A 24,101-nucleotide genomic window follows, 5' to 3' on the forward strand; every position below is an offset into this window, starting at 1 on the left:
TTTAACAATCACTTGCTACTTTTCAATTAACACTATACACACAGTTGAAACAATTGTACGACAAATACCCAAATATTACTACAAAAAATAGTATTTTTCGACAATTTTTTCTAGTGAAATTCTTGTTTAAAAGCTGTTTTCTAAAAGATGTACGATATAAAGGAAAGAAAAAAATTATCACATATAAATCACTTTATTTTGAAAACAAAAAGCAACCCCCATCGCATTTCATCTCCGGATTTGGGTTGCTCTTTTCCTTTATTATTTTAGTTTAAAAGTAGAGACAATATCATTTAATTCTTCTGCGATTTTTGCTAATGATGACGAAGCGAAAGATACTTCTTGCATCGAAGCGGTTTGTTCTTCTGAACTGGCTGCGACTGTCCCCACTTCTTCCGATGACGATTCGACAGCTTGTACCGTATTCATCACTGCTTCAATCATTTGACCGGTTGTTTCATTTGCTTTCTGAATGTTCACAGATACTTTTCCAGACAGGCTGACTATTTGCTCTTTCGATGACGCAATATCATCAAAAGCCTTCCCTGTTGCTTCAATGGATTGCTTACCTTCGTTGACTCTCGTTTCATTTTCTTTCATTACTGTCATGGCTTGATTAATATCATTCTGAATATCTTCTACCAGTTGACTAATATTTGAAGCTGATCGGTTTGACTCTTCGGCTAATTTCCTTACCTCATCAGCAACAACAGCAAAACCTTTACCATGCTCGCCAGCTCTAGCCGCTTCAATTGCAGCATTTAAAGCAAGTAAATTTGTTTGTTCTGATATATCCGTAATTAAGCTTAAAATACTTTCTATCTCTGCCGACTTCTCTCCCAGTTGATTAATGGAAGCAGAAACGGATGACGTTTGATTTTGGATTAGAGTCATCTTTTGTGACGAATCCGTCACCTGACTTTTTCCACCTTCCACTTTCTCCGCAGTATCATCAACCGCATCATTTACCTTCTTCATATTGCTCTGAATGAAGGCAATAGCTTCAGACACGTCCATGACATAATCTTGCGTTGATTGTCCCATATCCCGCTGGGTAGCTGCATTATCTGAAATGAGCTGGATCGATTCTGTCACCTGCTCCGTTGCTCTTGTCGTTTCTTCAGAACTTGCTGTCAACTGCTCAGAAGAGGAGGCAAGGGAACCGGAGAAATCAACAATTCGTTTCACAATCTGATGCAGGCTCTGTTTCATTTGATTCATACTTCTCGCAAGATCACCAAATTCATCTCGTCGATTTTCCGGAAGGTCTTCAAGGTTAAGGTTGTTTTCACTCATTTCTTTTAGCTGAACCTTAACCTGCTCGATTGGGGCAGAAATGTGCTTAGCAAAAAAGAAAATCATGATAGCTCCTGCAACTAATGATGCGGAAACGGTCCAAATGACCGTCCATAAAATTCCATTGGATGCTTCATTATAATCAACCATGTATGACCCTGCTGTTACTACCCATCCCCAGTTTGGCTCCATTTCGTTATACATGATTTTATCCCCTGTACGCCCGGGGTCATTTGGAAATTCCCATGAGTAATATGTAAATCCACCACCTGCTTGGGCTGCAGCAATTTGATCTTGGACAAGGTAGTTCCCTTGCTCATCTTGAACATCCCAAACATTTTCTCCTTCGAGAGTCGGGTGTGCGACTTCATTTCCTTCTTCATCATAAATAACGAAGTAACCATTCTCCCCTAGGTCAATGTTTTCATTGATGGGACGAGTCCCATCATCTTGCATCTCTCCGAGTAGATAAGTCTTCACTTGCTCTTGGGCATCTGCTAATTCTAAATTTCCCGCTTCCACTTGTTGATTCATTGCATCAATCAATTGAATGGCCATCGTCACTGAGTTCTCAATCGTTGTTTTTCCTGAGTCGTTCAGACTCTGATTTGCTGAAAAATAGGAAACACTTCCAACAACTAACGTAGGTACTAACAACAATATTGCCGAAATGATTAACAGTTTCTTTCTTATTCCAAAAGATTTCATCCCATTTCCCCCACATTTTCTTTTATAAATTTCATAAGTCTTTTTTACCACCAATAACTTCTTCCTATTATAATTTTTTTCCTCTCCCTCGTCTACATAGTTTTTTATACCTATACATAAGGCCTATTTATTATAGTATCTAATCAGAAAGTAATGTGTGGTAAATGTCTACAGAAGAAATGAAAGATCATGACTTCACACCCTAAATAAAAAAGACTAGAATGACGATTAACATCCTTCTAGTCGATTATTACGTATATGTCTTTTTGTACGGATAAAGAGAAAGGACTAACACGTCTGCTTTGCACAATGATTTATATATCCTTCTTTTAAAGCTCCTTTACTTGAAAAATTCTTTCGCAATAAGTCGATAAGATTCTCTCCGATCATTAGCAGAAAGTATAGAAGTGAAGATCATCATTTCATTCGCTTGATATTTTGATTGCAACATTTCTAACTTTCTTTTCACAGTATTGGGATCACCGAAGACAACCTTTTGTTTCATTGCCTCAAGTTTCTCCAATTCAACCTCGTTCAATTTATATTCGTTCACTTGTTCTTCTAAAGGTTTAGCACTAACATCCGTTAATCTATTTTCATTTATCAACGACCATATAAATGATCGATATGCCATCTTTTCCGCTAACTCATCCGTTTTAGCACAAATAGCCGAAACGGTAACGATTACTTGAGGTGAACTTTCGCCGTATCTTGATTGATAGGTTTTTAAGTACTCATGAATCATTTCCTCTCCATCATGATCACTCATAAACTCTCCAAATACATATCCAACCCCGTTCTTTGCTGCTAGGTCTGCACTTTTTTTACTCGTTCCTAAAATCCATGGTGTTGGTGCAATAGTAGGAACAGGCGATGCTAATAAATCAGAATGTTTTTGATCGATAAAGAGAAGAAGTTCTTTTACCTTTTCTGGTATCTTCCACACTTGCTTTAAATATTGATCGGATAACGCATTCGTTGCCTGCGCTGATCCTCCTGGTGCTCGTCCAATTCCTAAGTCTATTCGCCCCGGAAACAACGATGCTAACGTATGATGCACTTCTGCAACTTTATACGGCTTATAGAATGGCAATAGTACGGCTCCCGTGCCAAGTCGAATCGTTTTCGTATGAGCGCCAACATAACTTAAGATTACTTCTGGTGCTGATGATGCAAGACCTGATAAATCATGATGTTCCGTCATCCAAAAGCGAGTATACCCTAATTCTTCGGCTAATTGCGCTAATTTGACTGAATCGAGCAATGCCTCTTGTGGCGTTTGATTTTCTAAAATTGGTGATGGATCCAATACACTTAGCTTCATCTTCAAACACCTTCTCTCCTAACGCTATGTAACAACTTTGGTTATTAATTAAACGTTTGTTTTACTTTCTTTTATACATACAATTCCCTTTTATTTTATAAATGAACCTCTCAACTTAACCGAATATATAGTATGAAGATAATCTCCATGAGCTCTAATTAAGTCTATTCCTCCTTCCTGTTTATCCAATAATGATCAATTAGAAATTATTTTGATTTTATATGTTTCACCCGAAAGACTGCTTTCATTATTCAATATTGAAATTGTACTTCTACTCTTGCTTTAATTTCGATTTGTCCAGGTTGAATCGGGGTTGATAAACTATCTTCTGTTGCTGCAAAAAGCCTAAATGGACGTATTTCATCTCGTTTTTCCTCGACAATTTTTATTGGGATCGGATCAAATGAAATTGTTAATGATTCTGCGATCATTTGAGCCTTCACTTGCGCATTACGCAAAGCATCATTCAGTGCAAGTTGATCATGCTCCTCTCGATTTTTAAGCATAAATTGAATGTTGGACACCCGATTCGCTCCGCTTTCAATCGCAACATCAATGACAGCTCCTACGAGGTCAATATCATGAATAGTAATTTCTAAAGAATTTCTAACTTCGAACGTTCTAAATACTTGTGTTCCCTCCACATAGTCATATAACGGTTGTATCGCATAAGCTGTTGTTTGCAAATTTTCGTTGGAAATCCCCATTTGTAAAAGAGCTTGGATCACATTGTTCATTTGATTAGCATTTTCCTTTTGTGCCATGCTAATCTGTTGATTTTGTGTAACGACTTCCACCATTACGCTAGCTGTGTCCGGCTCAATAGATACTTCTCCCATTCCATGAACTGTCATCACACGGGAATAACCTTTTTTAAAGTAAAACGGATAAGAATAGTACACCGTCATTCCTCCTCTAAAGTCATATTATTTTATACGTATGCTAGATGCTTCTAAAAAAATTCATCGTTAGGAGTTCTTTTTGTATACAAAAAAATCATCATGAATAGTCTGTTAATCGACGTATCCATGATGAACAAGAGCTTATGGGATAAAAATAGTAGGTCAGTTAAACATGCTTTACTGAAGAGTTAAAATTGAAAAAATAAAAAATGAGAGCATTAATGGAACACCTATACACGCAAAACGAATGCCCCACTTCATTAGCTTTTTATTTTGCTTTTTTCCTTCATTCACTTTTATTGTCGTGTACTTATTAGGTGCTGAAGTTCCATATAACGTTGGTTTTGGAGCACTTTCATTTGATAATGCTGCCACAACTAGTGGGATAAATGCCAAAACACCTAACACAACCGAAGACAGAAGAAATATTCGCCAACTTGCTATCGATACAGTTAAAGCACCTAAAATTAATGTAAAAATACAGCCTATCACAACATATTTTATGATTATTTTTTTCATCAAAAAACCTCCAAAAATGATCTCTCTTTCGTCTAACAAGATTTTTTCTAACTATAAATTGGGAGTAATAATGCGATACAATCATATCAAGATCCCTGGTCAAAACTATCTGTCTTCATGGATCGACTTTAAAAAATCACGTATAGATGTCCAAAAGTGAGGATCTATATGAATATCATTGTGACCCCTTCCATTCATTAATTCATATTGAACGGATCCCGTCTTTTTCTCAAGCAACGCTCTCGTTCGTTTTTCAGGGATTATTCGATCCTCGTCACCCGCCATTACCATAACGGGAGCAGAAATATCATTTATTCTTTCAGCAGAGTTAAACGAATAACGTAACAGCGTTGATATCGGTAAAAAAGGGTAATGATGCCTCGCTACTTCTGTTAAAGAGTCGAAAGGCGATATGAGAATTAATCCATTTACATCACGTTCAGCCGCCACTTTTGTTGCGATGCCGGTTCCAATGCTTCTCCCCATTAACACCAAAGAATCTAGTCCGCCATCAAACCGACCTTGAATTTGATCAAAAATTAAAAGTGCATCATCATATAATGACTCTTCCCTAGGGCTTCCTTCGCTTTTTCCGTATCCTCTGTAATTTACTAATAGCACTGACCAATCCTGTAAATGATCTGTCATAAGAGGTATTTGTCCAGACAGTTCTTCTGCATTGCCACCATAGTAAATAAGTAACCGATGTGTTTCGTTCCCATGTTGTTCAGCGTTCACTAACCATCCATGTAGTTCTTTACCATCCTCTCCATGGAACGAGAGTTCTTCAGAGAGTTCATAGTCTCTAGCAATTCTATCCACTTCCGTCTGGCTGATTGATTGTGGGTAAAAGATTAACCTGTCTTGAAAGGCATACAACAGACTTAACATAATACCAATAAACAGTAAGATGATAGCCGGCCACAGTATCCAATTAGACATGAGCAACTCCCTCCCAAAATGATAGTCATAACCAAAAATATTCTCAATATTATTGTGAATCTGATCTTTTGAGTAAATGAGAGCAACACTAGCAGAAATGTTAAATTCTATAGAAAAAAAGCTTGAGGCCACATATCTTTTCTCTGCGCCTCAAGCTTATCAACCATTATATACATATTACAATATTTGATTTACGTTAAAACTCCACTTTTTCTTGATTTGTAACAATGAGCAATGTTTTTCCTTTATCTAGCTCTTCTTCTAGATCTTCTGCTTTCTCTGCATCAAATCCCATTTCTTTCATTTTAGTACGAAGCTTGTCTCCTTTAGAACGAAAGACATTTTTTAATGTTGTTCCTACTCCTAATTCACTAACTCCGACCTTGTTTGCATCAGTGCTTTTTCTGTTTCTTTGTTCATGGTCGTTGTCATGGGAAAGAACATAAATATCTTCATCCCGAACACCATCTTTTCTAATTTTTCCAATCGATTCACTTAATTTTTCATCGTCGTGAAATATTTTGAATAAAGGTTTCATTTGCATTTCCTCCTCATATATTATGCCTATCGTTTTTCGTAATAGATAAACAAACTAGATGTAAATCTTAAAAAGATGAAATCTACATATCTATCTCATTAGTATCTTTTCTATCATAGTGGAACTACTCTCTTGTGTTCCCGATAAGATCATTTTAAAACACACATCCACTATAGCGGTCGTCACTCAATTATTACTATTTAAATTAAGAAATAAATAAAACGCCTTTTAAAAATAATAAAAAGCGTATAAAATGACGAGATATTTTATCGGGCTTGGGAAAGAGCATAATATTTGTAATTCCCTGTACTTTTTGTAGAAAATATCTTAATACTTGTTTAACCCCTTGGATCAAACTAGTACAAGTATTGTTTTAAATTCTACATCTATCTAGGTGAAGTTTTGATTTTTTCTCTAGCGCAAAGAATCCACTTAGAATGCTTTTTTCTGATAAATGATAGTCGTCACTATCCAAGAAATCGCATAGAGAGTCATGACAATAACTGCCGCTCCCGTATATAAAGCTGGAACAGAAAAACTTGCAATAAAATTAGTAATCACAGTTAGGTGTTCAGCTAAAAAAATGACAACTTGTGGCCCTACCGCTGCTAAAAGAAGAAAGCTTATGAGTACAACCGAAAAAATATGGCCTGGTTTAATAATATAGAATAGCGGAAAGGTAAACGCTGCAAATAGTAAGAATAGGCTATTCCCAATCGCAATATCCATCATCGAAAACGGTTGACTAAAAGCATATAATGATAGACTAGCCAAACCTATGGCTACAACCATATAAACAATGGCACCAATATATCGTGATGCGATTATTTCCACACGTGTATATGGTAAGGAATTTAATAAAATATTTGTTTCTGCTTTCTCATCGTAAGCAAAAGCATTAAAGGGAATAAAAATACTGGCAATGAGAAACGTCATAGCTGGGTGGGAGTCCATCATGACAAAAAACAGAATAAAGGGAAGATAGGTTAACAGCATTTTTTTCTGAAGGATGACGTCACGTCTGATTAAATTAAACATAGCTTTTCCTTCCTTTCGAGTAGTACATAATATTTTCTAGAGATGCCTGTTCAATGACCACCGATTCCCCGAAGATATTCTTTACTTCTTTAATATTATCCGTCAAAGCTTCAAACCCTGTTGGGGCCCGATGAACATGAACGAACGCCTTTTCTGTGTCTCTATCCAAAAGATCCATTCCACCTTTAACGAGGGCATAGTTTTCAGCGACATCGTGAATCGACTGATTGAATATGAGTTCCCCATTCTGAATAAAAGCAATATAATCTGAAATACGGTCTAAATCTGTTGTTATATGCGTGGAGAAAAAAATAGTACGATTGCCGTCAATCATTAATTCCTGCAACAGATCAAGCAGCTCCCGTCTGAAAATGGGGTCTAATCCTGCTGTTGGTTCATCCATTATAATCAGCTCTGCATGATGTGACAGGGCTATCGCCAAAGACGCTTTCATTTGCATCCCTTTAGAGAACGTTTTTATTGCTTTATTAAGGGGTAATTCGAACTGTTCTATATATTGATAAAACAATGTATCATCCCAACGTTTATAAGCTGGTCCAACAATGCGCTTTATATCTTTTAAATTTAACCCTTCGTAAAATACATTGCCATCGTATACAAATCCAATATGCTCCTTGATCACCTTTTCATGCGTTTGGTAATCCAGTCCAAAAAGCTTAACCTCCCCAGAATCCGGTTGCAATAGTTTCATCATCATTTTTATAGCTGTCGACTTCCCAGCACCATTTGCACCAATGAATCCCGTTACAAAACCTTGTTTTACTTGTAAATCCATATTTTTAATGGAAAAACCTTTGAAGTTTTTGGTTACATTATTTAATTCAACCACATTTTCCATTTCATTCACTCCTCGTATAAAATCTTCATTAATTGCTGCAGTTCATCAAGTGAGAGTCCAATTTCTTTACTATTTGTTATCACTGCATTCAACTGCTCCTCAATCACCTTCAGCTTCTTTTCTCTCATAACCTCTAAATTTTGCTCTGCCACAAAAGAGCCTTTACCGACAATGGAATAAATAAATCCTGATTTCTCCAATTCCTCGTAGGCTCGTTTCGTCGTAATCACGCTAATTTGTAAATCCTTTGCTAGTTTACGCATAGAAGGGATCGCTGTTCCTTCCTGTAAATCTCCTGATAAAATAGACGATTTAATTTGGTTAGTAATTTGTTCATAAATCGGCTCCTTTGAACTATTGGAAATAATGATTTGCATGCCAATCCCTCATTTTATTTATTTGAAATTTCGTTAATCCACACTGTGCAGTAGTCCTTGTATATAGAGAATTTTTGCCGTGCCCCCATGTAAAATCCTATCCTCAATAGGAAATTATAAACTCAAAAGGATTTTTATATTATTATATAATGTATATATACTTTATACACATTATATACACACCAAAGTCCTTGTGCAACCATTTATTTTTAGAAGTTAGACAGTTGTCGCTACATCTTCCATTTCTATTAATTGATTTTATAGTAAAGGAGGGGTATTGTAATTTCATTTATACTAAATGAATTCCCCTGCCACTTCCGCACCGTTCATTAATCTAGTTATCAATTTTATAAATTTTCTTTTTTCCACTCACAAAAACACCCTTTAGACAGTTATGTCAAAAGGGTGGATGAGTCATCTATAATGTGAATTAGCTTTTATTTGTTATTTCCGCAAAATCTTCTCCATCGCTTTTCCCTTAGCTAATTCATCAATCATCTTATCCAAATAGCGAATTTCCTGCATAGTAGGTTCTTCGATGTCTTCCACTCGAACACCGCAGATCACACCTTTGATCAAAGTCCGTGAAGGATTCAATTGGGATGCTTCAGCAAAGAAGGTCTCAAAGTCTGTCTTTTTCTCCAAATGTTCTTCTAATTCTTCCTGGCTATATCCGGTCAACCAACGAATGATCTCATCGACTTCGGCTTTCGTGCGTCCTTTTTTCTCAGCTTTATTAATATAATGGGGATAGACACTTGCAAAACTCATTGTATAAATCTTATGTCTAGCCATAACACAGACCCCCATTCAAATTTTTCTTAATTATATCACGTAAAACATGCAAGCTAGTGTATGCTTAGCAGATTGTCTGCTAACTTCTTACGGAAATCTTATTCCAAGAGGTTATTTAAATCAATTTTCATAAGTATTAAACCACTTTAATACTTCACGGTTATAGTCCTCAAAGTAATCATGAAGTCCGTGGTCACCTTCTTCATACGTGACTAGTTTCACCTCATGGCCCCTCTCATGAAGCTCTTCATATAAGTCTGTAGACTGGTTATATGGCACTTGTTCATCTTTTTCCCCATGAAGGAGTAATAGAGGAACGGAGATGTCTTCCGGCCATGCCATGGCTGAGCGTTTCTCATATTCTTCAGGTTCCTCCGCCGGATGCCCTACTAAATCTACAAGAACTCTTTTCATATTAATACCACGAGCTTCATAGGTCTCCATCAAGTCTGAAACACCACCAAGTGTCGCAGCCGCTCTGATTTCCATCCCTTCTTGAATAGCACGATAGGTCATCACCCCGCCACGGGACAGGCCGAACATATAAATTTCGTCTTCATCAGCAAACTCAATTTCTTGCGCAACATATTCAAGCTGTAGCACATCATTTACATCATTACCACCAAACTCGTCTACTCCTTCACTGTTACCACCTTCCCGGTACTGACTGGAAATGACAGTATACCCTTGATCTGCCCAATAAGCATGCATATGTGCAAGCCACTCTTCATCTATTTCTCCGAAGTTGCGATTTCCTCCACGGTTAATGACGAGCGTCGGATAACGCTCACTTTGATCAATCGGACTTACAACATATCCGTCGATTAAATAGTCATCACTTTCATAAACAACTTCCCATGCTGAAACATCATACTCACTTGTAAAATTACTTAGTTCGTTTTTTTCAACCAGCACGGGTTCTTCACTTGAACACCCAGTAAAAAGTAAAACAATCAGTAACGCAACAAAACGTCTAATCATATAAACACCCTTCCTTATCATAATACGGATAAAAATGGAAGAGGTTTCAAGTCATATGGTCGTCTCTCAGGCTTGAGAAAAATGAGTGGGAAAGAGCGTGTGACGGCGATTGAATTTTTTCCATTTAAACCGCGTCTTTAACAAACAAATTCCCCATTACAAATCATCCAGATGAAAATTTCGATTTGTACGAAGAAGGAAGAGTATTGATGTTATTCGAAATAACGGGTTTTGAAATTAGTGCGATATGAAGAGCAATCGGATTATTTAAAATGTCGAAAAATGGAGAAATATAAAACGGGGAAATGTTTTATTCTCTGATAATATTGAGAAGAAAGAAGGAATAGTTAGGAAAAAATAAGGGGGAAATGTAAATGGCAGATGTAAATAACAATGTAGAAAAAACAGAAATTTTCAAGAAGAAATGGTTTGCTTGGGTGTCGTTATTGGTGGGGGGTATTTTATTAGGCGTAACCGCAGGAATCGGATGGATGATGATACCTGTATTTTTCTTTCTTATTTGGAATTACAAACACCATGGGAAAAAAATGCGAATTGTTATAACTGTGTTCTTTTCATTCGTATTATTGGGATCGCTTGCTACGTATGGTGAGGATAAAGAAGTAGTAGGCGAAGAAGAAGCAATAGAAGAAGTAGAAGAAGTAGAAGAAGTAGAGCAAGAAACAGAAGAAGAAACAGCTGACAAAGAAGCCGAAGAGAGAGCTGAGAAAGAAGCGGAAGAAAAGGCAAAGGCGGAAGCAGAAAAAGAAGCAGAGGAAAAGAAAAAAGCAGAAGAGAAGGAAGCTGAAGAAAAGGCTAAAGCAGAAGCAGAGAAAGAAGCTCAAAATAGTTTGACTGTTTCACAGGAGAACGCAATACGACAAGCTGAACAGTACATTAATTATACCGCCTTCTCAAAGTCTGGCTTGGTTGAACAGTTAGAATTTGAAGGATTTAGTAAGGAAGATGCGTCATTTGGAGTTGAAAACATCGAAGTTGATTGGAGAGAACAAGCGGTATTACAAGCTGAACAGTATATTGATTATACCGCCTTCTCAAAGTCTGGCTTGGTTGAACAGTTGGAATTTGAAGGATTTAGTAAGGAAGATGCGACTTTCGGGGTTGAAAACATTGAAGTTGATTGGAGAGAACAGGCAGTCTTAAAAGCTGAACAGTATCTTGATTACACAGCATTTTCAAGAAGTGGACTGATTGAACAGTTAGAATTTGAAGGTTTCAGCAAGGAAGATGCAACGTATGCTGTTGACCAAGTTGGGTTGTAAAACAGATTAAGGGGGGGATAATACTTCCCTCTTTCCATAAAAATGAAATTTTTGGTTTGTGTGAAGAAGGAAGTGTCTCTTTGTAAAAATCTTTTGCACTCACCCACCAACCCGCATTTTCTTCCCCCTTTCACCATCCATAATATAGGATGGAAACATATGAAAATGCAAAAAAAAGAAACATACATAATTATGTATGCTCCTCTCCTAACCTATTCTACTGTTACGCTTTTTGCTAGATTTCTAGGCTTATCTACGTCACAACCTCTGTGAAGGGCTGCATAGTAGGCGATAAGTTGCATTGGGATGACGCTCACTAACGGCGTGAGGTAGTCATGAACTTTAGGAATGACGATTTTGTCGTCGTCTTCTTGGAAGCCTTCCATGCTAATCATACAAGGATAAGCTCCTCTAGCAACCACTTCTTTCATGTTCCCACGCAGGTTTAAATGAACATTTTCTTGCGTAGCAAGACCAATAACAGGTGTACCTTCTTCGATCAAAGCGATCGTACCGTGCTTTAGTTCTCCACCAGCAAAACCTTCTGCTTGAATATATGAAATTTCTTTTAATTTCAATGAACCTTCCATACAAACGTGATAATCCATCGAACGTCCGATAAAGAAGCAGCTTCGCGCTACACTGAGGTAATCACGAGCAATTTCTTCAAGAACATCCTTTTGTTCCGTGAATATTTCCATCGCATTTGCAACGATACCTAACTCTTGTAATGGATCAAAATCGATCGCAACGTCCTTTGCTCTTGCTGCATCAACAGCTAAGATAGCCAAAACGGCCATTTGTGCCGTATATGCTTTCGTAGAAGCTACCGCAATTTCTGGACCAGCAAATGTGTGTAACGTATATTCCGCTTCACGAGACAACGTTGATCCTGGAACATTTGTGATCGTTAATGTTTTGTGACCTAGCTTTTTCACATTCACGAGAACTCCACGAGAATCCGCCGTTTCCCCGCTCTGTGAAATGAAAATAAAGAGTGGTTTTTTACTTAATAACGGCATGTTATAAAGAAATTCACTGGCAATGTGCGTCTCGACTGGGATGTTAGCGATTTTTTCAATCATTTCTCTCCCGACTAGACCCGCATTATAGCTCGTTCCTGCCGCAATAATATAAATTCGATCCGCTTCAAGTACAGCTTGACGAATGTTTTCATCAAGCTTAATACTATCATCCTCATCTTTGTACTTCGTAATAATGTTACGAATAACAAATGGCTGCTCGTCAATTTCTTTGAGCATATAGTGAGGGTATGTGCCTTTTTCGATATCACTGCTATCAATTTCAGCCACATACGAGTCACGTGTTACTTCTTCACCAGTCATGGTTTTGATTGTGACGTTATCTTTTTTAACGATGACTATTTCTTCGTCCATGATTTCAACGAATTCATTTGTAACTTGAAGCATCGCCATCGCGTCACTAGCAACAACATTCACACCATCACTAAGTCCAATGAGGAGCGGACTTTTATTTTTTCCTACATAAATTGTTTCTGGATCGTCAAGGTCTAACAGAGCTGTTGCATAAGATCCTTTCAATAAGCTTAGCGCTTGACGAAATGCTTCTTCCGTTGTTGAACCTTCTGAAGCAAACTTATCGACAAGCTGTACGATGATCTCTGTATCCGTGTCACTGACCATCTCCACGTTAGGAAGGAACTCCCTGCGAACATATTCGTAATTCTCGATTACTCCGTTATGAACAATGGTATATCGTGCTGAATGGCTTTGATGAGGGTGGGCATTCAATTGACTAGGCGCACCGTGTGTCGCCCAGCGAGTATGTCCAATTCCAACCATTCCTGGCTCTGTTTCATCAACTGATTCCCGAAGAGTAGCAATCCTGCCTTTTTCCTTATATACATGGATTCCTCTCTCATTTGCTACCGCAATTCCGGCAGAGTCATAGCCGCGATATTCCAACTTTTCTAAACCTCGTAGTAAGATTTCCTTTGCGTCTTCTGTTCCTACATATCCTACAATTCCACACATAATATCATTTCCTCCCTGAAGTGGGACAAGAAATGCTTTGGGGCATTTTTTGCCCCACTCTTTATCTTTTATTAGTATAGTTATTTGATATTCATAAGTTTTCACCAATGCTATAGGCTTTGTTCGAAGAGTCGCCTCTTCGTTTTACACTATTGCTTGCGGTTGTGGTGAATCAACCGAGAGGCATCCGCCGAATCTTTCGATGAACCTCTTCCTCGTCAACTGCGATGCTTTTACGATCGCTCACAGTCCTGGCGCTTTTTATTGATGGAAAAATCTGTTGTCCGATCCTCCTTTCATCTCTTGAATAGCCTAATCATACTACATTCGTAAAAATTTGGTCAATTGTTTTTTTACTTCATCTGTATTATTCGACAACATTTGTGTCAAACTTTATCAAAGCATGTTTTATATTATGACCAAAAGGAGAATGTATCTCCTACTTTCACTTTATGAAAATTCGTTCTAATGTGTTCTTTTATAAGGGCAAATCAATAAATTCCTTACATTAATTCATTTTTTAAATATCAAATGTGTCGATGTCAATCAAATAAGTTAAAAATGTCAACATTGCTTTTGACGAATTTAGCTTAACAATGCTTTGTATAAGCGTTGGTAGCGCTTTATTATAGAGTTAAGAACAAATTACTATTTATTCATCAAAAAAGGAGGAAACAACAATGGCGCAAGAAAAAAGTACACTTCGTACGAGAATTCAAAGGTTCGGTAACTTTTTAAGTAGTATGATCATGCCGAACATCGGCGCTTTCATTGCATGGGGACTTATTACCGCACTTTTTATTCCTGATGGCTGGCTCCCAAATGAAAGTTTCTCTGAACTAGTTGGACCGATGATCACATATTTACTACCACTATTAATTGGTTTTACAGGTGGTAAGCTCATCTACGGAACACGTGGTGGTGTCGTCGGGGCAGTCGCTACAATGGGTGTCATCGTCGGGGCAGAAGTTCCAATGTTTATCGGAGCAATGATCATGGGACCTGTAGGTGGTTTCGTCATCAAGAAATTCGATGGACTATTTGAAGGAAAAATCAAACCTGGTTTTGAAATGCTTATCAACAACTTCTCTGCCGGTATCTTAGGTGGCGGACTTGCACTTATTGGTTTAGCTGGTATCGGACCACTTGTATCTGCTTTTAGTCAAGCTATGGGTGTCGGTGTAGAAGCAATTGTAGACGCTGGTTTACTACCATTAACAAGTATTTTGATTGAACCTGCCAAAATTTTATTCCTAAATAACGCAATTAACCATGGTGTACTAACACCACTAGGGTTAGAACAAGCTTCTGAAGTGGGAAGATCGATTCTCTTCCTATTAGAAACAAACCCTGGACCTGGTCTTGGTGTTCTACTTGCTTTCACTGTTTTTGGTAAAGGCATGGCAAAACGCTCTGCTCCTGGTGCAATTATCATTCATTTCTTCGGAGGAATTCATGAAATTTACTTCCCTTACGTATTAATGAAGCCTTCATTAGTGCTTGCCGTTATTGCTGGTGGTATGAGTGGTATTTTCACATTTAACTTATTAGGTGCAGGATTACCTGCTAGTCCATCACCAGGTAGTATTATCGCTTATACACTATTGATTCAACCAGGTTATTACATTCCTGTTTATACGGGTGTTCTCGTTGCAACAGTTGTTTCATTCCTCGTTGCTTCATTCATTTTGAAAACAAGCAAAATGCAAGGTGATGAAGAGGGTCTTGCAGACGCTACATCAAAAATGGAAACGATGAAAGGCAAAGAAAGTTCCGTTTCATCTTCACTTAAAGGGGATTCTGCTTCCGCTCAAGGAGAGTTCAACTTCGCTAACGTTCAGAAGATCATCTTCGCTTGTGACGCCGGAATGGGATCGAGTGCCATGGGTGCTTCCATTCTTCGCGATAAAGTTAAGAAAGCTGGACTTGATATTGATGTGAAAAACACATCAATCAGTAACCTTCCTGAAGGAACAGATGTTGTTATTACTCATAAAGATTTAACACCACGCGCAAAAGAAAAATTACCAACAGCTCACCATATTTCTGTGGACAATTTCTTAAGTAGCCCTGAATATGATAAGCTTGTTGAAAACTTAAAGTGATACAGCTTCTATAGCTGTAACGGGGTGATTTAATATGTATGTTTCTGCAAGAGACAGATTCATTTTAGACCTTCTCATCCAACAACCTGAGGGAGTGACGATCCGAGAGATCGCTCACTCCCTGCAAGTTAGTGAGCGCACGATTCATCGTGACTTGACTAGTTTCGATTCACTGCTTCATCCTTATGAAATCACGCTTGAGAAAATCACTGGAAAAGGGATTTTCTTAAAAGGTTCCAAAGAGCAAATCGATCAATTCACCCAAGACTTACAAGAAGCGAAGCATTTCGATTTCTTACCAGAACAAAGATATGTGATTATCATTTGTAAACTTCTAGAATCTTTCGAGCCTATGAAACTGCAGTCATTAGCGACAGATTTAAACGTCACGGTTGCCACGATCAGTAATGATTTAGATAAAGTAGCAGAGTGGTTGTTGAAGTATGAATTAACGTTGGAAAAACGACGTGGATTTGGTATTCAGTTAGTCGGTAATGAATCATCTAAACGAAAAGCGATAAGTGGCCTTTTAGCAGAAAACTTTGATGAAACGGACATCTTACAGTATATTCGAAGGCAATTACCGAGCCAAGAGACAGACCTCAGTGAATCAATTGCTGGACAATTACTAGGCTTCATAAACGTAGAAAAACTTAAGAAGGTAGAAGTTGCCGTTGAGAAGATTTGTCGCTCTCTCGACTATCAGATTGCTGACTCCGCATACATTGCCCTCGTTGTGCATTTAACTTTGGCTATTGAAAGGATTGTTAAAGGGGAAAACATTAGCATTCATGCTAAATTGGCTAACCATTTAAAAGACAAAAAAGAATATGCCCTTGCTACAAAGTTAGCGGAAGAATTGGAACACACTTTTTCCCTGCCTATTCCTGAAGCTGAAATTGGGTATATTACGATGCATTTACGTGGTGCAAAGTTGCGTCAAGACAACCAAGTTTTATTTACCGAAGACAACCTTGATACTGCAATGATTGCAAGAAGATTAATTCGCGAAGTTAGTGAACAGGTTCAAACAGACCTAGACGAAGACGCATCATTATATCAGGGGCTTATGGCTCACCTTGACCCTGCTTTATACCGTCTAAAACAAGGAATGCACATTCATAATCCACTTCAAGAAAAAATACAACAAAATTATCCAGACTTATTTTTAACCGTCAAAAAAGCGTTACAATCCGTTCTTACAGATGTTGAAATTCCTGATGAAGAAATTGGTTTTCTCGTGTTACACTTTGGTTCATCTATAGAACGAGAAGGTAATAGACGGACACATAGTGCTGTTGTTATTTGTTCTAGTGGCATCGGTTCATCAAAAATGATTTCAAGCCGTTTACAAAATGAATTTCCAAACATTACGAACGTTCAAAATAGATCTTTGTTTGATTTAGATGATATTGCGAATAATGAACTAGATTTAGTTATTTCGACTATTCCTTTGGTCGATTACTCCGTGGACTACGTCCAAGTCAACCCGTTTTTAACGGAAGAAGATGTTCGAAAAATTCAAGACTATATTGATCGAAGAGAACATTACGACGCCGTTTCAAAAGTACCACTTTTAAAAACAAAAATAGAGAATCATCAACCGTTGAAAAGAACACATAGTCAAGTCATCAAAAAATTGAATGAATTGCAACAAAGTTTAACATCCACTATCCAGTTGTTAAAACATTTCCGTATTTACGAAAGCGAAGCTCATCTCGACCTATGGGAAGACATTTCCAACGTCGTGGCACATTTGAAAACACAGAAGCTAGTTTCCAATGTGAACGAAGTAATAGCTAGTTTGAAGAAAAGAGTAAAGTTGTCTGGTCTAGGCATACCTCAAACCGAGTTAGCCTTATTTCATGCGAGAAGTGAATATGTCATCGCCCCCATTTTTGTCGTTCATGACTTGAAACAATCTTTTCAGTTAAAAGCAATGGATGGGAATATGATCAATATGACTAGAGTACTCATCATGTTAGGTCCAACTGAAATGACAGAAGAGGAATCTAGAATATTGAGTGCTATCAGTGGGATAATCATTGAAAGCGAAGAGAGCACGGCTCTTTTTCAAACGGCTGACAGCGATGCCTTAGCCAATTTCATTAGTGAAAAATTATTCAATTATTACGAAGAATACTTTAATAATAAAGGAGAATATTAATCATGAGTAAACCAGTAATCTCTGAAGAGAATGTAAGATTAAATGCAAAGATAGATTCAAAAGAAGAGGCGATTCGTCTTGCAGGAAGAATCCTCGTTGACGGCGGTTATGTTAATGAGGAATACATCACTAAAATGTTCGAACGCGAAGAAATGACATCTACCTTTATGGGGAACTCCATAGCTATCCCCCACGGTACAGAAGATGCAAAAGGAAGCGTCAATGCTTCCGGTATTTCTATTCTTCAATTAGCAGAACCAATTGACTATGGAAGTGGAAATCAAGTGCAAATGGTTTTTGGGATTGCCGGTCAAAACAATGAACACTTAGACATCCTATCTAAAATTGCTATCGTATGTTCTGATGAAGATAATATTGAAAAAATGGTTCAAGCTAAATCCGCAGAAGAACTTCTATCATTATTTAGCGAGGTGGAATAACATGATCGCTGTCCATTTCGGCGCCGGAAATATAGGACGAGGTTTTATCGGGAAAATTCTAGCTGATGCCGGTTATGAAACGACTTTTGTTGACGTGAATGAAGAATTAATTGATGCCATTAATGAGAAGAAAGAATATACCGTTTTTTATGCTGAAGAAGAAAAAAGGGAATTTATAGTCTCAAACATCCGTGGCCTTCACTCTGTTAAAAATGAAGGTGAAGTCATTGATGCCATATCTAAAGCAGATATCTTAACGACGGCCGTTGGGGCACACATTCTCCCTCATATTGCTTCCCTCGTCGCGAAAGGATTGTCTGCTAGAGTGTTACATTCCGATCTCCCTTTAAATGTGATTGCTTGTGAGAACGCTCTTGGCGGAACAGACATCCTTAAAAAAGCTGTATATGAGCACTTAGATCAAAATGTAACAAAAGATGTTGATCTGCAGATCGGTTTTCCAAATGCTGCAGTTGATCGAATTGTTCCTAATCAAAACCAAGAGAATATGCTTGATGTACTTGTCGAACCATTTTTCGAATGGGTAGTAGATAAGCCTACTTACAAAGGTGACATTCCTTCCATTGAGGAAATTCATTTTGTAGAGCATTTAGAAGCGTATATTGAAAGAAAATTATTTACGGTTAATACAGGTCATGCATTAGCTGCCTACACAGGTTACAAAGCAGGAAAAGAAACGGTTCAAGACGCATTAAAGGATCCTGCTGTAGAGCAACAAGTGAGACAAGGATTAGAAGAGACAGGTAAACTCGTCTGTGAAAAGCATGGATTCGATACGAGTGACCATAAACGTTACATCGAGAAAATCCTCGGTCGATTTACAAATCCTTTTATCATTGATGAAGTGACTAGAGTTGCTCGACAACCGATCAAAAAATTGGGCGCAAATGAACGCCTTATAAGTCCAGTAAGACAATTAATGGAACTTAACGTCGAGCCGAACGGCTTATTAAAAGGAATTGTTTCTGCTCTTCACTATGATTATGCTGAAGACAAAGAAGCAGTGGACCTACAAGAAAAAATTTCTTCTAAAGGGGTTAAAAAAGCCTTAAGTGAAGTATCTGGATTAGACGAGAATGATAAGATCATTGAAAAAGTGACAGACTTATATCATCAGGTATAACTATATACATGCAAAACAACGCACCTACTAGTAAGCAGGTGCGTTGTTATATATTTAAAATGATTTTCTTCTATAACGCCCCTAACTCGCGCTTGATCACTCCAACAATATCATCGACATATTGTTCACATAGCTTTTCAGTCGGTGCTTCTGCCATTACACGAACAAGTGATTCTGTACCCGATGGACGAACGAGGATACGACCTTCGCCATTCATTTCAGCTTCAACAGCTCGAATTTCATCCGCAATCACTTCACTATTATGAAGCGCATGCTTATCTGCGACCCGAACATTCACAAGAGTTTGTGGATATTTTTTCATTTCCGAAGCAAGTTCAGATAATGGTTTTCCAGTTGCTTTAACAATTTGAACTAACTGAAGAGCTGACAACAAACCATCACCCGTTGTGGAATGGTCTAAGAAAATAATGTGTCCCGACTGTTCCCCACCAAGGTTAAATCCACCTTTACGCATCTCTTCCATGACATAACGGTCACCTACTGCCGTTTGTTTTGTATTAACACCATGGTTTTCTAAAGCTTTATAAAAACCGAGGTTACTCATGACTGTTGTAACGACTGTGCTATGTTTAAGTTGTCCAGTTTCTTTCATATACTTCGCGCATATGTACATAATCTGGTCTCCATCAACAATGTTTCCAAGTTCATCTACAGCAATGAGTCGATCGGCGTCTCCATCAAAAGATAGTCCAATATCTGCTCCTTTTTCTTTGACCAATTCAACCATTGTTTCAGGGTGAGTAGAGCCAACACCTGCGTTGATATTTACTCCGTTTGGAGATGATCCAATACAAGAAATTTGATCTGCATCAAGATCTGCAAACAAATGGTTCGCTAATGGAGATGCTGATCCATGAGCACAATCTAAAGCAATATGAAGCCCTGAAAAGTCCTCTGTAATCGTCTGTTTTAAAAATTGAAGATATTTCTGACCACCTTCGAAATAGTCGTTTACTATACCAATAGCACCTCCAACTGGACGAGGTAAGTCATCTTCCATATCGTCTTTATTCAATAGTAACTTTTCAATTTCTTCTTCTTGGCTATCCAACAGTTTAAATCCATCAGACCCGAAATATTTAATGCCATTATCTTCAACTGGATTATGGGAGGCAGAGATCATAACTCCTGCATCTGCACTTAACGCTTTTGTTAAATAAGCGACACCAGGTGTAGAAATGACTCCCAACCTCATCACTTCTGCACCGATCGATAGTAACCCTGCAACAAGGGCTCCTTCTAACATATGACCAGAAATCCTTGGATCTCTTCCTATTAGAATTTTCGGCTTTTCTGTTTCTTTCGTAAGAACATAGCCGCCAAAACGACCTAATTTAAATGCTAATTCAGGAGTCAACTCTTTATTTGCTATCCCTCTGACCCCATCTGTTCCAAAAAACTTTCCCATGTTATCTCTCCTTCTGGTTTTTCAAAATTATCTATGATTTATCGAATATACGCTATACGCTATTTTTTCAGGAAGTATCTTGATCACTGTCTTCTGTTTCATTCGTTTCCGTTTCACCATTCACTTCGTCTTCTTCATTTTCATTATTTTCTGTTGAACTTCCAGAACTATTAGTCTCTGAAAGAATGAAAGACACCGTCATATCATTTTGTTGAAAACGAAGGTTTTGAGGTCCATTTATGGACAATGGTTCTTCATGATCTCCTTCAGATAATCCTTCAACATTTAGAGATGCTTCCAACTCGTCACGTTCAAGACGTTGCAACGCATCTGGGCTTCCTTTCACAACTAAATCAAACTGACCTTGTTCAGGAGAAAGAAATTCAATAGACTGATTATCTTCAAGTCCATCTACCTCGATTTCGAAATCGGAGAATTCTCTCTCCGCTTCCTGCGTCGCTTCTACTTCAACTGTGATGACTTCCGGTTCCACCCGTTCGATCCCGTCTGGTAGAGGAACTTCAAATTGAAAATCAGTATCTCCAGATATTTCGGTTAAGTCAATTGATGATAAATCTATAAACGAAATGTCATTAATAATACCTACAGGACCAAATATGGTTATATTTTCTGGTTGTGTAGAAATGGAGTCAATGGCGACACCATCTGGCAATTCACCATCTTGCCCGATTCTAATTGGAACTTCCTTGTTCGGACTAGTAATAGGAACTTCTACTTCTACCGCAGGAGGATCCGCATTCAATTCCAATACATTTCCGCTTTGGTCATAAAAACTCACTGGAAAAGAATCCGAGAAAGACTGAGACATTCCAGTTAAGTCAATATTCACTCTTGCAGAAGCAATTTGATCAATCATCCCTTGCGCTGCTGTTACATCTACTGTTGATGGGCTAGTAGAAGGTGTTCCAACCACATACCCTTCTTCTAATTGCCCTTCATTCATTAGTTCAACGTCAACTGGAAAAGAGACCGTCTGTTTTTCTTGAATCGTCACTCTTACTGTCATTGGTGAAATGGTAATCGTTAACCCTGATGGAAACCCTCGGTGCTGCACTTGTTCATAGTGAACACCTGCTTCCTTACCTTCAAGGTCAATGTACAATTCTTGTTGTCCTTGCGTCACTTGCGCCACAGTTAAGACGTTTTGCGGTCCTCGAAGTGTTACTTGCACAGGTTCTGGTTGTTCCGTGAGAACATAAGTATCTTCATCATAGTAGACTTGCATTTCAACTTCCTCTAGAACCCTTGAACCATCTGTCACTCCTGGAAGTCCACCAGGTTGATTGACAGAGTTATCCATATTAACCATTAAAAATAACATAAAGGCTATAACGAGAGAACTTAATTTTATAAACCAGTTTTTATTAAAAAGATTATCTAATCTATTCATTCTTTTTACCTCCCCACTGCCATCGGGAAGATGAACCATTTGTTTCTTGTTTTAATAAGGCATTTTCTAATATTTTCCGCAGAGTATCTTCGTCAATATTGCGATGAAGTTCTCCATTTTTCGTGACAGATATTCCTCCAGTTTCTTCAGAAACAGCTATCGTGATGGCATCCGTCACTTCACTAACCCCTAAGGCTGCGCGGTGACGTGTTCCTAACTCTTTTGAGATAAACGGATTCTCTGAGAGAGGAAGGTAACAACCTGCTGCCATAATTTCATTGTTTTTCAAAATTACAGCCCCATCGTGCAAAGGAGTATTCGGAATAAATACGTTTATTAGTAATTCCGATGTTAATTTGGCATTCATTTGAATTCCCGTTTCAATATAATCATTCATCCCTGTTTCCCTCTCCAAGGAAATGAGTGCACCAATCCTGCGTTTGCCCATGTAGTTAGATGCTTTAATAATATGTTCCACTGTATGTTTCACTTCTTCTTCATCAGCAATGTTGCTTGATTGGAATAAACGCCCTCTTCCTAATTGTTCCAACGCCCTTCTCAATTCAGGTTGAAAAATAATGATAATCGCAAGTAAACCATAAGTAACAGCTTGTTGCATAATCCATTGGAGCGTATTCAAACCTAAGTACCCGCTCATAAACCAGACAGCCAAAATCACCGTGATCCCTTTGACAAGCTGCACGGCTCTCGTACCACGAATGACCATAATTAATTTATATATAACAAATGCGACCAATCCAATATCTAGGATTATCGCCAATATTCTCAATATTGAAATATCTTCAATCAATCGCTCAATCATACGGTTTCCTCCAAAATCACATTTCTTCTTTAAATATGTACAGTCTGTTTTTATTATAACACATTTTCTTCACACACTATTCGAAGGATGGTGGAAAATTATGTGGGAAAACATGTGATGATTATGTTTCTAAAAATGCTATTCGTCTCATTAATATTCCTAAATTAGGCTGGCACAAAAGCAGTTCTAAATGAAGAAAAAACGAGTTAGGATATATAATCCTGCCTCGTTTTTCTATAAATGTTTCGATATCATCGATTCAAAGAGAGCAATAGGTAGCGATGTAAACCTAATTATTGAAAAAAAGGAGGTCTAAAATAATACTTTTGGGACAGTCCCTTTCATTTATCTGTTCTTTTCATCCTCGTCCGTATCACTATTATCAATGAACCCTACTACTTCAGAAAAGAACGATTTCGTTTCATACCATAACCAATGCATCGCTTGGTTAATTTCATTAATCTCACCTGAAACTTGATCGGCCGATGCCATGACATACTCTCCGTTTATGACTGTAATATTACCGGTAACTTCGCCGACAATTTCAATGTCTCCATTCCGAATAAGTAAATCACCTGTAATCCTTTCTCCTTCAGGAATAATAACAACTCCTCGAGCCTCATCCACGATGAATTGGCCATCCCCTTTAACAGTAATTTCTTTACTATCATCTCCAAATGTCGCAGAAAGACTAAGGATAAAGACAAGAAAGAAGGTGGCTGCAGTAATAATAAATGGATTCTTTCGAAACCAGTGTTTCCATTTTTGAGTTTTTGGTTGCTTGGGAAGTTGATTCATCACATTTTCTGTAAAGTTATCTGGAGCTTGAAAATGTGAAGTGCTTTGAATAATCGCAACTGTTTTTTTCAATTCCTTTAGATGATCTTCACAGTCCTTACATGACATAACATGGTTTTGTAACTGCTTTTTCTCTAAAAGGGTGATGTCATCATCTAAATATTTATGAATAAGAATTTTGTTTTCCTTTGAACAAGCCATCTCTTC

The 24,101-nt window shown here is 37.8% G+C and carries 21 protein-coding genes; 5 read left to right on the plus strand and 16 right to left on the minus strand.

The annotated features are described in order from the left end of the window. Nucleotides 1–261: 261 nt before the first annotated feature. The 11 genes from QDN89_RS17665 to QDN89_RS17715 all read right to left on the minus strand — a co-directional run bounded on the left by QDN89_RS17665 (nt 262) and on the right by QDN89_RS17715 (nt 10,279). A complete protein-coding gene (locus QDN89_RS17665) occupies nt 262–2,004 on the minus strand; it encodes a methyl-accepting chemotaxis protein (protein WP_280771486.1) in 1,743 nt (580 codons plus the stop codon). A 340-nt stretch (nt 2,005–2,344) separates the two neighbouring features. Then, nucleotides 2,345–3,328 carry an LLM class flavin-dependent oxidoreductase gene (locus QDN89_RS17670; RefSeq protein ID WP_280771528.1) on the minus strand — a complete coding sequence of 328 codons (984 nt, stop codon included), beginning with the start codon at nt 3,326–3,328 and terminating at the stop codon, nt 2,345–2,347. A gap of 251 nt (nt 3,329–3,579) precedes the next feature. Further along, a complete protein-coding gene (locus tag QDN89_RS17675) occupies nt 3,580–4,230 on the minus strand; it encodes an SIMPL domain-containing protein (protein WP_280771487.1) in 651 nt (216 codons plus the stop codon). A 177-nt stretch (nt 4,231–4,407) separates the two neighbouring features. Next, complete coding sequence (locus QDN89_RS17680; protein WP_280771488.1) at nt 4,408–4,749, minus strand: hypothetical protein; 342 nt, start codon at nt 4,747–4,749, stop codon at nt 4,408–4,410. 105 nt (nt 4,750–4,854) lie between these two features. Beyond that, nucleotides 4,855–5,691 (minus strand): alpha/beta hydrolase, encoded by an 837-nt coding sequence (locus QDN89_RS17685; protein WP_280771489.1) that lies wholly within the window; start codon nt 5,689–5,691, stop codon nt 4,855–4,857. 196 nt (nt 5,692–5,887) lie between these two features. Beyond that, nucleotides 5,888–6,229, minus strand: coding sequence for a YflT domain-containing protein (locus QDN89_RS17690; protein ID WP_280771490.1), 342 nt, complete (start codon nt 6,227–6,229; stop codon nt 5,888–5,890). Between the two features lie 432 nt (nt 6,230–6,661). Next, nucleotides 6,662–7,267 (minus strand): ABC-2 transporter permease, encoded by a 606-nt coding sequence (locus QDN89_RS17695; RefSeq protein WP_280771491.1) that lies wholly within the window; start codon nt 7,265–7,267, stop codon nt 6,662–6,664. Further along, nucleotides 7,260–8,126, minus strand: a complete 867-nt coding sequence (locus QDN89_RS17700; RefSeq protein WP_280771492.1) for an ABC transporter ATP-binding protein — start codon at nt 8,124–8,126, stop codon at nt 7,260–7,262. The genes QDN89_RS17695 and QDN89_RS17700 overlap by 8 nt, the downstream gene beginning before the upstream one ends. 5 nt (nt 8,127–8,131) lie before the next feature. Beyond that, nucleotides 8,132–8,503, minus strand: a complete 372-nt coding sequence (locus QDN89_RS17705) for a GntR family transcriptional regulator (protein ID WP_280771493.1) — start codon at nt 8,501–8,503, stop codon at nt 8,132–8,134. 444 nt (nt 8,504–8,947) lie between these two features. Continuing rightward, nucleotides 8,948–9,298 carry a DUF2200 domain-containing protein gene (locus QDN89_RS17710; protein WP_280771494.1) on the minus strand — a complete coding sequence of 117 codons (351 nt, stop codon included), beginning with the start codon at nt 9,296–9,298 and terminating at the stop codon, nt 8,948–8,950. A 120-nt stretch (nt 9,299–9,418) separates the two neighbouring features. Next, on the minus strand, nt 9,419–10,279 hold the full coding sequence (locus QDN89_RS17715; protein WP_280771495.1) for an alpha/beta hydrolase family protein: 861 nt from the start codon (nt 10,277–10,279) through the stop codon (nt 9,419–9,421). 374 nt (nt 10,280–10,653) lie between these two features. Here QDN89_RS17715 and QDN89_RS17720 point away from each other — a divergent pair, with 374 nt between their 5' ends. Continuing rightward, nucleotides 10,654–11,562, plus strand: coding sequence for an Ltp family lipoprotein (locus QDN89_RS17720; RefSeq protein WP_280771496.1), 909 nt, complete (start codon nt 10,654–10,656; stop codon nt 11,560–11,562). 212 nt (nt 11,563–11,774) lie between these two features. Here the strand turns inward: QDN89_RS17720 and glmS are convergent, their stop codons facing one another. After that, nucleotides 11,775–13,577, minus strand: a complete 1,803-nt coding sequence (gene glmS, locus QDN89_RS17725; protein ID WP_280771497.1) for a glutamine--fructose-6-phosphate transaminase (isomerizing) — start codon at nt 13,575–13,577, stop codon at nt 11,775–11,777. Between the two features lie 680 nt (nt 13,578–14,257). Between glmS and QDN89_RS17730 the strand changes: the two genes are divergently transcribed. Genes QDN89_RS17730 through QDN89_RS17745 form a run of 4 tightly spaced genes read left to right on the plus strand, consistent with a single transcriptional unit; the run spans nt 14,258 to nt 19,433 of the window. Beyond that, nucleotides 14,258–15,682 carry a PTS mannitol transporter subunit IIBC gene (locus QDN89_RS17730; RefSeq protein WP_280771498.1) on the plus strand — a complete coding sequence of 475 codons (1,425 nt, stop codon included), beginning with the start codon at nt 14,258–14,260 and terminating at the stop codon, nt 15,680–15,682. 34 nt (nt 15,683–15,716) lie between these two features. Next, nucleotides 15,717–17,849, plus strand: a complete 2,133-nt coding sequence (locus QDN89_RS17735; protein ID WP_280771499.1) for a BglG family transcription antiterminator — start codon at nt 15,717–15,719, stop codon at nt 17,847–17,849. Nucleotides 17,850–17,851: 2 nt separating this feature from the next. Next, nucleotides 17,852–18,289, plus strand: a complete 438-nt coding sequence (locus QDN89_RS17740) for a PTS mannitol transporter subunit IIA (protein ID WP_280771500.1) — start codon at nt 17,852–17,854, stop codon at nt 18,287–18,289. 1 nt (nt 18,290) lies between these two features. After that, a complete protein-coding gene (locus QDN89_RS17745) occupies nt 18,291–19,433 on the plus strand; it encodes a mannitol-1-phosphate 5-dehydrogenase (RefSeq protein WP_280771501.1) in 1,143 nt (380 codons plus the stop codon). Nucleotides 19,434–19,503: 70 nt separating this feature from the next. On the opposite strand, the gene glmM is transcribed toward QDN89_RS17745, so the two are convergent. The 4 genes from glmM to QDN89_RS17765 all read right to left on the minus strand — a co-directional run bounded on the left by glmM (nt 19,504) and on the right by QDN89_RS17765 (nt 24,095). Next, nucleotides 19,504–20,862, minus strand: a complete 1,359-nt coding sequence (gene glmM / locus QDN89_RS17750) for a phosphoglucosamine mutase (RefSeq protein WP_280771502.1) — start codon at nt 20,860–20,862, stop codon at nt 19,504–19,506. A gap of 67 nt (nt 20,863–20,929) precedes the next feature. Beyond that, nucleotides 20,930–22,273 carry a CdaR family protein gene (locus tag QDN89_RS17755; RefSeq protein WP_280771503.1) on the minus strand — a complete coding sequence of 448 codons (1,344 nt, stop codon included), beginning with the start codon at nt 22,271–22,273 and terminating at the stop codon, nt 20,930–20,932. Beyond that, complete coding sequence (cdaA, locus tag QDN89_RS17760; RefSeq protein WP_280771504.1) at nt 22,266–23,096, minus strand: diadenylate cyclase CdaA; 831 nt, start codon at nt 23,094–23,096, stop codon at nt 22,266–22,268. The genes QDN89_RS17755 and cdaA overlap by 8 nt, the downstream gene beginning before the upstream one ends. A 345-nt stretch (nt 23,097–23,441) precedes the next feature. After that, nucleotides 23,442–24,095: an anti-sigma factor gene (locus QDN89_RS17765; protein ID WP_280771505.1), complete on the minus strand. Its 654-nt coding sequence runs from the start codon at nt 24,093–24,095 to the stop codon at nt 23,442–23,444. Between the last annotated feature and the right edge of the window lie 6 nt (nt 24,096–24,101).

The sequence above is a fragment of the Salipaludibacillus daqingensis genome (genome assembly GCF_029891575.1).
Lineage (GTDB): Bacteria > Bacillota > Bacilli > Bacillales > Salisediminibacteriaceae > Salipaludibacillus > Salipaludibacillus daqingensis.